Origin of the sequence: Parabacteroides sp. CH2-D42-20, from assembly GCF_003670185.1 — a bacterium.
Classification (GTDB): domain Bacteria; phylum Bacteroidota; class Bacteroidia; order Bacteroidales; family Tannerellaceae; genus Parabacteroides; species Parabacteroides distasonis.
The window spans coordinates 163,973-179,696 of record NZ_RAYG01000010.1 but is presented as its reverse complement, the minus strand read 5'-3'; the positions used below and the strand labels follow the sequence as shown (position 1 = coordinate 179,696).

Annotated in this window: 11 protein-coding genes; all 11 read right to left on the bottom strand. The window is 50.7% G+C overall.

Annotated elements, in window-relative coordinates; genetic code table 11:
- Positions 1-13: 13 nt before the first annotated feature.
- The 11 genes from D7V92_RS07940 to cysQ all read right to left on the bottom strand — a co-directional run bounded on the left by D7V92_RS07940 (position 14) and on the right by cysQ (position 15,708).
- A complete protein-coding gene (locus D7V92_RS07940) occupies positions 14-4,324 on the bottom strand; it encodes a CusA/CzcA family heavy metal efflux RND transporter (protein ID WP_121772638.1) in 4,311 nt (1,436 codons plus the stop codon).
- Positions 4,325-4,538: 214 nt separating this feature from the next.
- Positions 4,539-5,432, bottom strand: a complete 894-nt coding sequence (gene dapA / locus D7V92_RS07935; protein WP_005857419.1) for a 4-hydroxy-tetrahydrodipicolinate synthase — start codon at positions 5,430-5,432, stop codon at positions 4,539-4,541.
- 52 nt (positions 5,433-5,484) lie between these two features.
- On the bottom strand, positions 5,485-6,006 hold the full coding sequence (locus tag D7V92_RS07930) for a hypothetical protein (protein ID WP_121772637.1): 522 nt from the start codon (positions 6,004-6,006) through the stop codon (positions 5,485-5,487).
- Complete coding sequence (gene ligA / locus D7V92_RS07925; RefSeq protein ID WP_121772636.1) at positions 6,006-8,000, bottom strand: NAD-dependent DNA ligase LigA; 1,995 nt, start codon at positions 7,998-8,000, stop codon at positions 6,006-6,008. Before ligA ends, D7V92_RS07930 begins: the two co-directional genes overlap by 1 nt.
- A 1-nt stretch (position 8,001) precedes the next feature.
- Positions 8,002-8,985 carry a PCMD domain-containing protein gene (locus D7V92_RS07920; RefSeq protein ID WP_008772341.1) on the bottom strand — a complete coding sequence of 328 codons (984 nt, stop codon included), beginning with the start codon at positions 8,983-8,985 and terminating at the stop codon, positions 8,002-8,004.
- Between the two features lie 35 nt (positions 8,986-9,020).
- On the bottom strand, positions 9,021-10,124 hold the full coding sequence (locus tag D7V92_RS07915) for a sulfotransferase (RefSeq protein ID WP_005857428.1): 1,104 nt from the start codon (positions 10,122-10,124) through the stop codon (positions 9,021-9,023).
- 3 nt (positions 10,125-10,127) lie between these two features.
- Entirely contained in the window at positions 10,128-11,570 is a 1,443-nt protein-coding gene (cysN, locus tag D7V92_RS07910) for a sulfate adenylyltransferase subunit CysN (protein ID WP_005857430.1), read from the bottom strand.
- 12 nt (positions 11,571-11,582) lie between these two features.
- On the bottom strand, positions 11,583-12,491 hold the full coding sequence (gene cysD / locus D7V92_RS07905) for a sulfate adenylyltransferase subunit CysD (RefSeq protein ID WP_005857432.1): 909 nt from the start codon (positions 12,489-12,491) through the stop codon (positions 11,583-11,585).
- Positions 12,492-12,499: 8 nt separating this feature from the next.
- Entirely contained in the window at positions 12,500-13,111 is a 612-nt protein-coding gene (gene cysC, locus D7V92_RS07900) for an adenylyl-sulfate kinase (protein WP_057316959.1), read from the bottom strand.
- On the bottom strand, positions 13,099-14,652 hold the full coding sequence (locus D7V92_RS07895; RefSeq protein WP_005857436.1) for an SLC13 family permease: 1,554 nt from the start codon (positions 14,650-14,652) through the stop codon (positions 13,099-13,101). Before D7V92_RS07895 ends, cysC begins: the two co-directional genes overlap by 13 nt.
- Before the next feature lie 246 nt (positions 14,653-14,898).
- Positions 14,899-15,708, bottom strand: coding sequence for a 3'(2'),5'-bisphosphate nucleotidase CysQ (gene cysQ / locus D7V92_RS07890; RefSeq protein WP_121772635.1), 810 nt, complete (start codon positions 15,706-15,708; stop codon positions 14,899-14,901).
- Between the last annotated feature and the right edge of the window lie 16 nt (positions 15,709-15,724).

Genomic DNA, 15,724 nt, shown 5'->3' with positions numbered 1-15,724 from the left:
ACTATTTTTCTGGTTATCTACTATACAACTCCAACTCAAGCGCCGATATATTATAGGCATATACGGCTTCGATATATCCCCGCCGGATCTCCCGGGCGGCGTTCAGGCTTTGAACAAACTGCGTGATATCTGTCTCGCTCTCTTTGAACTGTACCGTCGCGCTCTTCAACAAAGCATCCGCTTCCGGTAAAGCGCCGGTCGTATAATAGCGGATATGCTCTCCTTCCTTACGAAGCGCGACGCTCAACTCCTCCACCTTATTGTTCAATTGACGGATGTTGCTCTCCGCTTCCGTACGGGCGATATAGGAATCGATCTTCGCTTGCCTTACCCGGCTATGCTGCGGGAAGAACAATACCGGGAACGAGATCCCGACCATCCAAGAGTCCAGACCGCTCAACGGGGCTATTTTCTGACGCACATATCCTACCGATAGTTCCGGGAAGAAACGGCTCCGTTCGATACGAAGCATGGCTTTCTTCTCATCGGCCACGCTCCGGAAGTAATTCAGATGGATATCGGACGGAGCGATCTCGGCTACGCGAGCGGGGAATAAAACCAATGTCGTATCCATAGGCAGCAATGGGGAATCCGAATAACAAGTCCATGAGAAACGACGGGCAGCCAATTGCAACTCCTCCTCCGCCTGCGACAAACGGGTTTGCAGATCGGCGACCAAGGTAGATGACATATTCCGCTCCAATAGCGTGATATCCCCTTGCTCATAACGCAACTGACTTGCCTTTCGCAAACGTCCGGCCCACTCGATCTGCTCTTTATACAAGGCACATAGATGAAAGGCATATTGATAATAAGCCCATGCCCGTTTTACCTCGGCCGTAATCTCCTTCTTCACCAAGTCCCGGTAATATTCTCCCGTGGCGACTTGACGGTTCACCAAGGCGTTCTTATAAAATGGGGTCAATAGAGAGCCTAAGGATTGCGTGATCTCCATCTGATTGTCGTTTCGTGTCTCACCGTTGATCTGTCCCCATGAATAATTAAAGGTGGTCGGTGACACCTCCCAGCTCTCTCCCCGTGAAGCACGACTACGTTCAATGGATGCCGTGGCAGTCTTCAGGCGAGGATGATTCTCCAAGGCGATCGTCACGGCTTCTTCCAACGACACCGTCTGTTGGGCATGCGTGGGGAATAAGATACCTAAAAAAAGAAGAAACGGCAATAGGCGCTTCAACCAGCGTTGGCGCTTCCAAGCGGCCGAGCTATTTACCAACCGATAAAATACCGGGATAATAATCAACGTCAAGATCGTGGAGACAATCAAGCCTCCGATCACGACCGTCGCTAACGGACGTTGCACCTCCGCACCCGCGGACTTCGCTATCGCCATCGGCACGAATCCTAGAGAAGCTACCAAGCCGGTCAAGAATACGGGGCGAAGTAGATGCGGACATCCTTTCGCGAGGATACGATTCGTTGTCATTTGATATTTAGTTTGTTTTCGTAAGTTATTAAAATGATTAATCATTAATATACCATTCAAAACCGCTACGCCAAACAAGGCGATAAAGCCGACCCCCGCCGATATACTGAAAGGCAACCCTCGTAACCAAAGTGCCAGAATACCCCCGATCAAGGATAACGGGACGGTAGAAAATACCACCAGCGAGTAGGTAACACTCTTAAAGGCAAAGAACAATAGCAATAAGATCAATGACAAGGCGACCGGTATCACGATCGTAAGCGTATCGATCGCATTCTGCAAGTTCTCGAACTGGCCGCCATACTCAAAGTAGTATCCCGGTTCCAGCTTGATATGCTTGTCAAGGGTTTCTTGGATAGTACGCACGACTTTCTGGATATCAGCGTCACGGACATTCACCCCGATCACGATACGGCGTTTCGTGGCATCCCGGTTAATCTGTAGAGGCCCGTTGACCAGCTCGATCGTAGCGACCTCGCTAACCGGGATCTGGATTCCCTCGGCAGTCCGTACAAAGAGCTTATCCAAATTCAGATCCGCCACTTTATCGTTATCCAGACGAAGCACCAAGTCGAAACGTCGCTCATTCTCGAAAACGACACCCGCCGCCTCTCCCGCATAAGCCGTACGGATGATCGTGTTCAACTCCTCTATATTCATCCCGTAACGGGCGATCTTGGCACGATCGTAGTGTACGACCAATTGCGGTAGCCCCATCGCCTGCTCCACGATCACATCGGCGGCTCCCGGTACTTGCTCCACGAAAAGAGAGGCTTCCTTCGCCTTCTTATAAAGCTCCGCCATATCCTCTCCATATAGCTTGATCGCGATATCCGCCTTAGCTCCCGTCATCAATTCATTGAAGCGAAGCTGGATCGGCTGGCTGAAGTTAAACTCCGCCCCCGTAATCGGTTCCAAGGAAGCCTTCATCTTCTCCACCATCTCCGCACGGCTGGAGGCCGAGGTCCATTCCTTGAAAGGTTTCATCACGATCATGATATCCGCATCTTCCACCGCCATCGGGTCGGTCGGAACCTCGGCCGTTCCGATCTTGGCTACCACATGCTTGATCTCCGGGAAATTCTTCATCAAGGTCTCTTCCGCTTGCTTCGATAGCTCGATACTATGCGTCAGGGAACTACCGGCGGGAAGCGTCATCTGCATGGCGAAATCCCCCTCATCCAGCGTAGGGATAAACTCCGCCCCTAACCTCGTGAATAAGAAAAGGGACACAGCCAGAGCCGCGAAAGAACAAGCGATCGTTCCCCAGATATGACGCAGACAGAAATGAAGCGTACGCCTGTAAACCCCGTTTAATTTCCCGAAGAAACGATCGGCGAATGTAGGCTTCGAAGAGATCGTACGCTTTAGGAACAGGGAGGCCATCATCGGCACGTAGGTGAGCGAAAGGATCAAAGCCCCGATAATACAAAATACCAAGGTCTTCGCCATGGGGGTAAAATACTTGCCCTCTATCCCGGTCAGCGTAAGTAGCGGGAAGAAGACGATCAAAATGATCAATACGGCAAAGGTAGCGCTCCGGGCGACATGACCGGCTCCGGCCTCAACCTCCCGGTCCATCTCCTCGGCAGAGAGCGTACGCCCCATCAACCGCCTCGAATAGATATGCGCCAACATCCCCTCCAATATAACGATCGATCCATCGACCACGATACCGAAATCGATGGCCCCCAAACTCATCAGGTTGGCGGAGACCCCGAAAACACGCATCAAGATAAAAGCGAAAAGCATCGCCAACGGGATCACGGAAGCCACGATCAAGCCGGCCCGCACATTCCCCAAGAAGATGATCAATACGATAAAGACGATCAACGCTCCCTCCATCAAGTTACGGATCACGGTGGATATATTTCGGTCTACCAATTCGGAACGATTCAAATAAGGTTCTACACGAACACCTTCCGGCAACATTTTCTGTACCCTTTCGACCCGTGCCTCCAGTTCCTTGGTCACGACATTGGCGTTCGCACCCTTCAACATCATGGCGATACCGCCCACGCACTCTCCCTCGCCATCCTTTGTCATGGCTCCAAAACGCTTGGCGGAACCAAAGCGAACCGAGCCGACATCGCTTATATGAATCGGTATCCCTCCACGGTTCGTGATCACAATGCGCTCGATGTCCTTTATCTTACCGATCATTCCCTCGCTACGGATGTAGTAAGCCTTATTGATTTTCTCGATATAACTGCCACCCGTATTCTGGTTATTCCGGTTGAGCGCCTCGAACACCTCGCCGATCGTAATATTCAAGGAATAAAGGGCATCCGGATCTACCGCCACCTCATACTGTTTCAGATAGCCGCCAAAGCTATTGATCTCCACGATACCCGGTATACCGCTCAGTTGCCGTTTCACGATCCAATCCTGAATGGTACGGAGTTCCATGGCGTCGTATTTCTCCTCATAACCGGGCTTCACGCTCAATACATATTGATAAATCTCACCCAAGCCGGTCGTGATAGGCATCAGCTCCGGCGTACCCAGTTCCGTGGGGATTTCTCCCGCCACGGTCTGTATCTGCTCGTTTATAAGTTGGCGGGCATCCAAGGTAGGCACGCTTTCCTTAAACACGACCGTTACCAATGACAGGCCAAAGCGGGAAACGGAGCGGATCTCTTCCACGTTCATGATATTACTCATCGCTATCTCGATAGGCATGGTGATCAATTGCTCTACCTCTTGCGGGGCCAAGGTTGGCGATACCGTCACGATTTGCACTTGATTGTTCGTTATATCCGGTACGGCATCTATCGGTAAAGTCATCATGGCATAGATCCCTCCCAGAAGCAGAAACAAGGTTGTCAACCCAACGAATAGTTTCTTCTGAATAGAAAAATGGACAATCGCTTTAAACATCACTTCATTTATTTAATATAATGGTTACAAAAATAAAAGGTAAGCGTTTGTCTGCCCGACATAAAATAATGAAGTGACCGAAATCAAGGTTGAAGTATCGGTATGAGGAGTTGGAGCATATCTATAGAAAAAGGCTTCACATGCCCTCTATGACACATGAAGCCCCTTTTGTTATCCTATATAAATAATAAGAATCGTTACCGTTAAAAGCGGATCAGCACTTAATGCTCAACTGTCGCAACACCTCACGGATCTTCTCATACGTGACGATACGTGTAGGAACCAAAGGCAAACGAAGCTTATTCTCGATAAAGCCCATCATATTTAACATACTCTTCGCTCCGGCAGGATTTCCATCCACGAACAACAGGCTGAACAGCTCCGTGAAGCTGTGATGGATCGTACGTGCGCTATCATAATCACCCGCCAAGGCCAGACGTACCATACGGCTAAACTCACGAGGGAAGGCGTTACCGATCACGGAGATCACTCCCACCGCACCTAATGTCATTAAAGGGAAAGTAATACCATCGTCACCGGAGATCACGTTGAAACGGGCCGGCTTGTTCTTGATGATATCATCCATCTGGGTGATATTGCCGGAAGCCTCTTTCACGGCGATCACGTTATCGAACTCACGGGCGATGCGAAGCGTAGTCTCGGCCGTCATGTTCACGCCCGTACGCCCCGGCACGTTATAGAGTACGATCGGTAAATGAGTAGCGTTGGCGATCGCCTTGTAATGCTGGTAAATCCCTTCTTGGGAAGGCTTATTATAATAAGGTACGACCGAGAGGATAGCGTCGATACCCTCGAAATTATCGGTCTTCAACTTCTCGACAACCGACCGTGTACAATTACCTCCCACGCCTAATACGATAGGGATACGGCCCCGTACACGAGTCACTACCAAGCTTATAATGTTTTTCTTTTCTTCTTCCGTAAGTGTAGGGGTTTCCGCTGTAGTTCCCAGCACTACCAAATAATCCGTACCGTTCTGCACCTGATAATCCACCAGCTTGCCTAACGCCTCGTAATCTACACTCTCATCTTCCTTGAATGGCGTGATCAACGCCACACCCATTCCTTTTAAATTTATGTCTGCCATGGGGAAAATATTCCTTTTTGTTATTTAGCACTGCAAAAATAAGGAAATTATATCATTTAGCACGGATGGAACGCAAATAAAATAATATCTGTCCGAATAAATACTGAATATCGTCCTTATCTGTTACAGTCAAGCCTAAGTCGTACCATTCTTGGCCCGGATACTTAATCCCGACCTTGAAGGCGGATGGATGCCGGAGAGCGATGTATTGCAAGGCATAACAACCCGGCCGGGTGATATCGATCAAGATATCCGCCTTGAGAGCGCCCACCTTTTCCAAGACACTATCTGAAGGGAATCCCCACGCGTTGAGATCGTTCTTTATATGTACAGGAATATTGGAATCGTCGAAAGGAATATCCGCTCCTTCGGACGGCACATACACACACGTCTTGATGTCCTTCTTCGCCTTGCGCAAAGGCTCCAAGGCCCTCATGACGTCCTCGTGATCCTCCATATTATACAAGACCAAAAGCGAACGTGCCTCATCCAAGGAAAGGGAACGACGCGGACGCCCCCCAGCGTCCGACACTAAAGCCTGTATCTTCTTCTTGATAAAATAATTCGTAAACATTATTCCAGCATATTTAAGAACGCATCCTCGTTGATAATCTTCACACCCAGCTTCGCCGCTTTCTCCAGCTTGGCCGGTCCCATATTCTCGCCGGCAAGGATATAATCGGTCTTCCCCGAGACGGAGCCGCTATTCTTGCCGCCATGTTGCTCAATCATCGCCTTATACTCGTCACGTGAATGCTTGGAAAATGTCCCGCTGATCACGATCGTCAATCCTTTCAACTTCTCGGAACGGTTCGCCAATTGCTCTTCGGAAACCGCCATCCGCAAGCCCTGTTCCTTTAATCGGTTCACCAACGTACGGTTCTTCTCGTCCGAGAAATAACTCAATACACTCTGGGCGATCCGCTCGCCAATCTCGTCCACGGCTACCAAATCCTCTAAGGACGCCTGCTCCAATGCCTCGATCGAGTGGAAAGCCGAGGCCAAGCGTTTAGCGACCGTCTCTCCCACGAAACGAATCCCCAGACCGAACAAGACCCTCTCAAAAGGAACTTGCTTGGATTCCTCCAGACTCGACATCAGATTCTGGGCGCTCTTCTCCGCCCACCGTTCCAGACGCAATAAATCGGCAACCGTCAACGTATATAAGTCCGCCGAGTCTTTTACATAACCGGCGTTGTACAAATCCTCCACCGTTTCCGGTCCTATATTGATATTCATCGCCTTCCGGGTCACGAAATGCTCTATACGCCCCTTGATCTGAGGAGGACAGCCCGACTCGTTCGGACAGTAATGCGCCGCCTCTCCCTCCGGACGCACCAAAGGAGTCCCGCACTCCGGACACACACGGATAAAGCGGACCTTATCCCCCATCAGCATCGAACGAGCCTCCACGTTCACTCCCACGATCTTCGGGATGATCTCCCCGCCTTTCTCCACATACACTTGGTCGCCGATATGCAAGTCAAGCCCCTCGATAATATCGGCGTTATGCAAGGAAGCCCGCTTCACCACCGTCCCCGCCAACAATACGGGCTCGAGATTCGCCACCGGAGTAACCGTCCCCGTCCGTCCCACTTGGAAAGAGACCGAGTTCAAGCGAGTCTCGGCACGCTCCGCCTGAAACTTATAAGCGATCGCCCAGCGAGGGCTTTTCGACGTAAAACCTAAGTTCCTCTGCTGACGAAGCGAGTTTACCTTCAACACGATTCCATCCGTCGCCACGGGCAGGTTCTTACGTTCCACATCCCAATATGCGATATAATCGAATATATCCTGTAGGCTCTGGCATTTACGGATCACGTCCGGAATCTTAAAACCCCATGCGCGAGCCGCCTGCAAATTCTCATAATGCCCTTCGGCCGGCAGGTTCTCACCCAATAAATAATAGAAATAAGCATCCAGCTTACGGGAGGCCACGATAGCCGGGTTCTGCTGTTTCAACGTACCGGAAGCGGCATTGCGAGGATTGGCGAACAAGGGTTCCTCCTGCTCCTCCCGCTCCTTATTCAAGCGATCGAACTCCGCCCAAGGCAGCAATACCTCGCCACGGATCTCGAACTCCTCCGGAAAATCAGAACCCCGGAGTCTTAATGGAACCGAACGGATGGTCTTGATATTCGCCGTCACGTCATCACCACGAGTACCGTCGCCACGGGTCACGGCATGCGTCAAGCGTCCTTTCTCATAGGTCAAAGAGATAGAAGTGCCATCATATTTAAGCTCCGCCACAATCTCGAAAGGCTCATTCAAGGAGCGGACCGTACGATCATAAAAATCTCGGATCTCATCCTCGGAGTACGTATTACCCAACGAAAGCATCGGATATTTATGTACTACTTGCTCAAACTCTTTCGAGAGGTCGCTCCCCACTCGCCGAGTCGGGGAATCCGGATCGGCGAACTCGGGATGCGCCGCCTCCAGTTCCTGCAACTCTTTCATCATCTTATCAAACTCAAAGTCTGATATTGTCGGTGCCGAAAGCACATAATAATTATAATTATGCCGCTCCAGCTCATCACGCAGGGCTTTTATCTTTGCTTCGACCATATTAGTATATTAATTCTACGTTGTCTATCCAAAACGTATTTCCCGGAGAGCCGATATAGGCCCCTCCGTGGCTGGAGGTGAACTGCAACACCATATGCGTAGGTGCCTCGCCCGGCTCCGCCCAGCCTACCTCTTGGATAGGAACGCTTTTTCCTTTACTATTTAACGTATAACGTTCCTCTACTTGTATACGCATATACGGTTTATATTCGGGCTTGGATGTTATATTTCCATAAAGGATCGGGTAAGTAGCGTCATTTACCCAATCAGGGGTAGATTCCGTATAGCGTTGCACCATCGTACCGACCCGCTTGGAATAAACATTCCCTTCCGCGTCTTCCCATCGTTTCTGCAACAACAAGATCACCGCCAAGGAATCCTGCCCGGCCACCGTACTCTTACGGCTGAACCCCGTACTACGTACCCGATTCTTCTCGGGAGCGGCTTTCACCTTATAATCAAACCGCAACGCTTTCGGCTTCTTGGAGAAAGGCACTCCTGATTGTAACATCGCTTGGGGGTTTTTTGTTCCCTTGATCGGCTCATGCACCGTACCCAAGAAAACGGAGCCGGCGGCGATCACCTCGATATCCACCAAACCGAAAACCTTCACGCTCTCATAACGGGTCTCCATGCGGGCGCACATCCCATCCCCCCGTTTCTCCGGGAAAACAGACGTATTGGTTTTCACCACTCCCGCCACTTTCGCCATCACGTTGGAAGTAGCCCACGGAGAACCGCCCATATTACGAAACGCCGTATTACCGACAATCGTATCCGAGGGCCCCAGCTCATAAAGCCATTTCGTATTTCCCCCGATAATGCCAGACTCATGAATCTCACGGACAATCCAATTATCCATGTCTCCATAAGCGAAGGGCACCACATTCTCCGATGTCACCCCATCCCCGTCCGCGAGAACCACGGACAGAGGCATACAAGCGATTGCCAAAAATAACGCTTTCTTTCTTAAACTCAAACCCATCCCTCTATCAATTTAATACCTATCTAACCCTTTATTTATAAGCTATAGCCCCATTCCTTCAAGGCCATGCCCCAATTTTCCTCTACAAGCCGCACCGTACGATCCTCGTACTTGTATTGGTTCTTCTTGTAGCCCTTCTTCTTGCCCAGATACTTCTCTATATCCGCCTTAGACTCCTTAAAGCCGGGTAAGTTTAATGACCCGTAAATATTTTCCGTCATGGCGAAAGCGTCTTTCTCGAAATCCTCGAACTTCACTTCCACCAGATTGCCTTCCGGTATCAGGTGCTTCTCTTCCTCGTACTTATAGAAAAGACGGCGATATACCTCGATGAAGTTCGCCTCGATCTGCTCGTTCGTGATATCCTGCAAACGCAATGGCTGGATCGTATTCGTAAAGAAACTGCGGGTACTCTCGAATACCGTATACGGATTTCGCTTCAAGTAGATGAACTTAGCGTTCGGGAACATCTCCAGCAATGTCTTCACACGCCCCGTATGCGGTGGGTTCTTGCTCAAATACTGCGTACCGTTCGTATTCCAGAGGGAAACCTTAACCAGACGCATGAAAGTATCCATGAAGATCCGCCGCTCCTCCTCCGTGATATCGTTAAACAATAAGTAACGATCGCAATACTCCATCCAGCGTTTCGGGAAGAACCAGAAATTATAATATGTATAAGGCATCATGTTCGACAAGGCGAACTCCTCCTCTTGCGGAAGATCCACCTTCAACTCCATATTATCGGTCGGACGCTTATCCGGCATCAAGAAAGCCATGTTCTTCTTGAAGAAAGGCTGCCCCCAGAGCATCAGGTGCGGGAATACCGTCTGGTACGTCGTGGTATAACCGAAATGCTTATCGCAGGCGAAGATGTTATGTACAAAGGTCGTACCACTCCGCCAATGCCCCAAGATAAACAAGGGGTCCATCTCCAGCGGCTTATCGGCCAATTTCTTGAACCGGCTATCCTCGATCGGCTTCAAGGCGCTCAACAGGCGGCAAACACCGGTCGTAAGGCGATACTTACCCTTAAAGCCCTTGTCTATCTGCTGCCGGGCCGTCACCTTCCTGAACGTATCCCAATCCGCCCCGACCAACGTATTGATCGGCAGCTTATCAAACTCCAACAATCCCATATCCTATCGTTTTTCCGTTATACATTTCACAGATACGCCCTGCCGGCCCAACTCCTCACAAACCTTACGGATCGCCTCATAATGCTCCTCTCCGATTCCCATCTCCGGGAGGTTCAAGGTAGCCAAAGCGTCTTCCGTCACCATATCTTTAGCGTCCACACGGTCGATGATCATACCCACGGCGGACGTATTATTCGTAATCGGATCGATCAAGATAAACGAGCCGGTCTGCTTATTCCTCCTATACGGATCGAAGAACAACTCCTTGCCGGTAGTAAATACCACACGGCCGATCTCGTTCAGCTCCAGATGATCCACGGAAGATTGCTCCATCGTGTTCACGTTCACCTTATAGCGGATACTATCCACACGGGCACGTGTCGTATGAGTGGTCTGCTTGATGTAGAACTGCTTGTTCACGTCCATGGCTTCCTCATCCATCCACACCAGCATGGCCTCGAAATTACGGTCGCGGATCGGCAAGTTATCCGGGTGCACCAGCATCTCCCCACGGGAGATATCGATCTCGTCCTCCAAGGTGATCGTGATACATTGAGGCGGGAAAGCCTGCTCCAACTCACCCTCGTAGGTGACGATGCTCTTTACCTTCGAGGTCTTCCCGGAAGGCAACGCCATCACCGTATCTCCCTTACGCACGATACCGCTGGCCACCTTGCCGCTAAACCCACGGAAATCCAGATTCGGGCGCAACACGTATTGCACCGGATAACGGAAGTCCTCGTAGTTACGATCCAAGTCGATAGGCACGTTCTCCAGATAATCCAATAAAGATGTACCCTCGTACCAAGGCGTGCGATCACTCTTCTCCACCACGTTATCGCCATCCAAGGCCGACAAGGGGATATACGTGATATCCGGGATATCCAGCGGCTCCACGAAACGTTTATAATCCGCCACGATCCGGTCGAACGTATCCTTGTCGAAGTCCACCAAGTCCATCTTATTCACGGCCAGCACCACATGCTTGATCCCCAGCAAAGATACCAGATAGGTGTGACGGCAGGTTTGCGTGATCACGCCCGTGCGGGCATCCACCAAGATGATCGCCAGATTCGCCGTGGAACCACCCGTGATCATATTCCGGGTGTACTGCTCGTGCCCCGGGGTGTCGGCGATGATGAACTTACGGTTGTTCGTGCTGAAATAACGATAAGCCACATCGATCGTGATACCTTGCTCACGCTCGGCCTTCAAGCCATCCAGCAACAAAGCGTAGTCGATATGCTCGCCGGCGTTGCCCATACGCTTGCTGTCACGCTCCAAGGCATCCAACTGATCCTCGTATATTTTCTTACTATCAAACAGCAATCGGCCTATCAAGGTCGATTTGCCATCATCCACCGAGCCGGCGGTCAAGAATCTCAGCAGGTCCTTCTGCTCGTCCTTATCTAGGAATTCCTTTATATTTAATTTTGTATCTGCCATGTCTCTTCTGTGTTAAAAATACCCTTCCCGTTTCTTCTGCTCCATACTAGCGTCTTGATCGAAGTCGATCACACGGGTCGTACGCTCGCTCTTCGTCGTGGTCATCATCTCCTCCACGATTTTCTCGATCGTATCCGCCTCGCTCTCCACGGCGCCGGTCAGCGGCCAGCAGCCCAACGTACGGAAACGGACCATACGCATACGGATCTGGTCCCGGTATTGCTCCGGCAAGCGGTCGTCGTCCGCCATGATCAAATTACCGTCGATCTCCACGCACGGACGCTCCTTGGCGAAATACAGGGGAACGATCGGGATATTCTCCAGACGGATATATTGCCAGATATCCAGCTCCGTCCAGTTCGATAGCGGAAATACACGGATGCTCTCGCCCTTATGCACACGGGCGTTATAGATATCCCACAACTCCGGGCGCTGGTTCTTCGGGTCCCATTGATGGAACTTATCGCGGAACGAGAAGATACGTTCCTTCGCACGGCTCTTCTCCTCGTCACGGCGGGCGCCGCCGAAAGCGGCGTCGAACTTATATTTATCCAAGGCATGAAGCAAGGCCTGCGTCTTCATCAAGTCCGTATGCACCTTGCTTCCATGCGTGAACGGGCCCACGCCCGCGTGGAAAGCCTCCATATTAGACTCCACGATCAAGTTCCAGCCGAATTTCTTCGCATAAGAATCACGGAACTCTATCATCTCCTTAAACTTCCATTTCGAATCGATGTGCATCAACGGGAAAGGAACCTTACCCGGAGCGAAAGCCTTCTCGGCCAGACGGACCATCACGGAAGAATCCTTCCCGATGGAATAAAGCATAACAGGATTCTCGAACTCGGCGGCTACCTCACGGATGATGTGGATAGACTCGGCCTCCAGCTCCTGTAAATGACTTAACTTGTAATCAGACATATCTTTTTTCAGTGTTTAATTTCTACTTTCGGTACGATCAACTCCAACAACCGGCTCACGGATTGCTCCACGCTCAATACGGAGGTATCCAAGGACAGGTCCGGACGCTCCGGCGCCTCGAACGGGGCGGAAACCCCGGTAAACTCCTTGATCTCGCCTTTCCGGGCCTTGGCATACAGGCCTTTCACGTCACGGCGTTCGCACTCGGCGAGCGGCGTACTTACGTAAACCTCCAAGAAATCCGCTTTACCGATGATAGCGGACGCCATCTCTCTCAACTCGTTGTTCGGGCTGATAAAAGCCGCTATGGTTATAACACCCGTATCGACAAACAGTTTACCCACCTCGGCGATCCGGCGTATATTCTCCACCCGGTCCTCCGGCGAGAACCCGAGATTATTGTTGATACCACTACGGATATTATCCCCGTCGAGGATGCGGCAAAGCAATCCCCGTTTATGCAACTCACGCTCCAAAGCGATAGCGATCGTGCTTTTCCCCGAGCCACTCAAACCCGTGAACCACACCATCACGCCCCTTTGCCCCAAAAGCGCCTCTTTATCCTCACGACCCAGCATACGGTCGAAAATCGGATAGATATTATTTTCTAAAACTTCCATATCATAGGTATTACAAACACGGAGATCAAGAACGTGATCAAGTTCAAGGGCAAGCCCACCTTCACGAAATCCGTGAACTTATAGCCTCCCACGCCTTGTACGATCAGGTTGGTCTGGTAGCCGATCGGCGTACTGAAACTAGCCGACGCCGCCATACAGATCACGACAAAGAATGGGGTCGGATCAACGCCTAATTGCGTAGCTACCGACAAAGCGATCGGGAAGCTCAATGCCGCCGCAGCGTTATTCGTGATCAACTCCGTAAATATATTGGTAATAATAAATAGAATCGCCAGCAACGCATACGGCCCCAAATTGTCGGCCATACCGATTATATGGCGGGCTATCATGGAGGCAAAGCCGGAATTCTCCATGGCCTTGCTGATAGCGAAAGCGCAAGCGATCGTTATCAAGATATCCCAAGAAATGTATTTCGTGTATTTTTTAGGCGGGAAAAGCTTCGTCCACGCCATGATGATTGTCGTAATACAGACAAAGAAGAACATATCCAAGCGCATACTTGGAACGGCCTCTTTCACGACTGGCAACTCTCCTACCGTCGCCCCCGTAATCATAAAGATCAACAGTCCTAAAGCCAGCCAACGTTTCTTCTTCGATACCGGCTCCGTTGCCTCATTACCATTCGCCAACATCAAGAAGACACTAGACTCACCCCATGTAGGGATAAAAGAATCGTCCGCCCACAACACCAAGGTATCGCCCTCATGCAATACCACCGTATCCAGATTACGGGTAAAACGCTGTCCGCCGCTTTTCACCTCTTTCACGATCGCCCCGTAATGGCGGGTAAAGTTAAACTCTCCCAAGGTCTTGTTGATACCCGGGAAGCGTGCGCCCAGCACGGCCTCCACCCGGTGGAAATTCCCGGGATTCTCATCCTCCCCGTCTTCGGATACCGTATCCGTCCTCGAGTCCGGAAGCAGCTTGTTCGAGAAAGCGAACAAATATAAAATACCGGCGATAGCGATAAAAATACCGACTTTCCCCAGCTCAAACATCGTAAAGCCCTCATATCCCGCCTCCAGAATCATGCCGTGCACCACCAGATTCGTAGAAGTACCGATCAAGGTACATATACCGCCCAATATCGTGACATACGAGAGAGGGATCAAGAATTTCGTGGCCGGAAGCTTCACCGCCTCTGCCCATCGCTTGATGATCGGGGCGAAAATAACCACCACCGGCGTATTATTCAGGAACGCCGACACGAAAGCTACGGGCGGGAGCATCCTCGCCTGCGCCTTGAAGACGGTGGTCTTCCCCTCGGGAAGCAGTTTCTTGATCAATTGGCCTAAAGCCCCGCTCTGCCGCACTCCCTCACTGACAAGGAAGAGCATGGCTACGGTTATCATCCCTTTATTGCTAAAGCCCTCCAGCATCTCCTTGGGAGTAAGAATGCCTACGCAGAGAAAAAACACGACCACTGTCAGAAGAACCATTCCCGGCCGCATCTTATCCCATACCAAGGCTGCGATCATGCCGATTAGGGCCAGCAACACAAACACTATATCAAAATTCATGTACTTACTTTTAAAAGCGCAAAAATAATAAGAATACTCAAGTGTACACTCCTTTCGCTAACCTATTTTTAGGATTATATGGGATATAGACCAATAATGATTGATTCTGGGCCAACTTATATTCTTACAAGGTAGTCTTCTAAATTTCGTTCATAACCAAATAAACAAGAATGCATTGTACGGCTTGTAGAGACGGAGCATGCTCCGTCTCCCACCGCTGACAATAACTTAAAATACACATCCCCCTCACTTCACGATAAACCACGGATTATGCAAATCTTCCTTGTTATAGCGAAGCGGGGTCTTGCCGTCGATATGATATATGTCGCAACCGGCAGACTTGGCGATGGCGTGGCCGGCGGCGGTATCCCACTCCATCGTCGGGGCGAAACGGGGATAGATATCGGCCGAGCCTTCCGCTACCAGACAAATCTTCAGGCTGCTGCCGCTACTGATCAACGTAACGGGCTTTCCCTGCTTGCGGAGATTATCGATGAAAGCGGTGGTCTCCTCCGTTTGGTGAGACCGGGACGCCACTACCACGACTCCTTGATGTGCCAGCGCCATCGGCAAATGTATCGCCCGCTGCTTCATCTCGTCCATCGAGGGCTGGCTGCTGCTATCGATTCCCGCGAACTTATAAGCGCCCACGGAGGAGGAGGCGAAATACAACTCCTTCCGGACGGGCACATAAATGACGCCCAACACGGGCACACCCTTCTCCACCAAGGCGATATTCACGGTAAACTCCCCGTTTTTCTTGATAAACTCCTTGGTACCGTCCAGCGGGTCCACGATCCACAGCGTCTCCCATTTGGAGCGCTCCTTGAACGGGATCTCCTTTCCTTCCTCGCTTAAGACCGGAAACGGGGTAACGGACAAAGCGTTTGTTATCAATCGATGGGCCGCCTTATCCGCCTTTGTCAACGGCGAGTTGTCTGCTTTTCTCTCTATCCCGAAGTCTGATTCGGGGTCGTTATAGATATCCATGATCGACTTGCCTGCGTCTACCGCGGCATGGATCGCTATGTAAAGATAATTGGCGTAGCTCATCATCACTTCTCGTTTTATT

Bases quoted from the DNA above. Each gene is read 5' to 3' on its own strand.
- D7V92_RS07895 (WP_005857436.1), bottom strand. From the start codon at position 14,652: ATGAATTTTGATATAGTGTTTGTGTTGCTGGCCCTAATCGGCATGATC.
- D7V92_RS07915 (WP_005857428.1), bottom strand. From the start codon at position 10,124: ATGGGATTGTTGGAGTTTGATAAGCTGCCGATCAATACGTTGGTCGGG.
- cysN (WP_005857430.1), bottom strand. From the start codon at position 11,570: ATGGCAGATACAAAATTAAATATAAAGGAATTCCTAGATAAGGACGAG.
- D7V92_RS07940 (WP_121772638.1), bottom strand. From the start codon at position 4,324: ATGTTTAAAGCGATTGTCCATTTTTCTATTCAGAAGAAACTATTCGTT.
- D7V92_RS07930 (WP_121772637.1), bottom strand. From the start codon at position 6,006: ATGTTTACGAATTATTTTATCAAGAAGAAGATACAGGCTTTAGTGTCG.
- ligA (WP_121772636.1), bottom strand. From the start codon at position 8,000: ATGGTCGAAGCAAAGATAAAAGCCCTGCGTGATGAGCTGGAGCGGCAT.
- cysQ (WP_121772635.1), bottom strand. From the start codon at position 15,708: ATGATGAGCTACGCCAATTATCTTTACATAGCGATCCATGCCGCGGTA.
- cysD (WP_005857432.1), bottom strand. From the start codon at position 12,491: ATGTCTGATTACAAGTTAAGTCATTTACAGGAGCTGGAGGCCGAGTCT.
- dapA (WP_005857419.1), bottom strand. From the start codon at position 5,432: ATGGCAGACATAAATTTAAAAGGAATGGGTGTGGCGTTGATCACGCCA.
- cysC (WP_057316959.1), bottom strand. From the start codon at position 13,111: ATGGAAGTTTTAGAAAATAATATCTATCCGATTTTCGACCGTATGCTG.
- D7V92_RS07920 (WP_008772341.1), bottom strand. From the start codon at position 8,985: ATGGGTTTGAGTTTAAGAAAGAAAGCGTTATTTTTGGCAATCGCTTGT.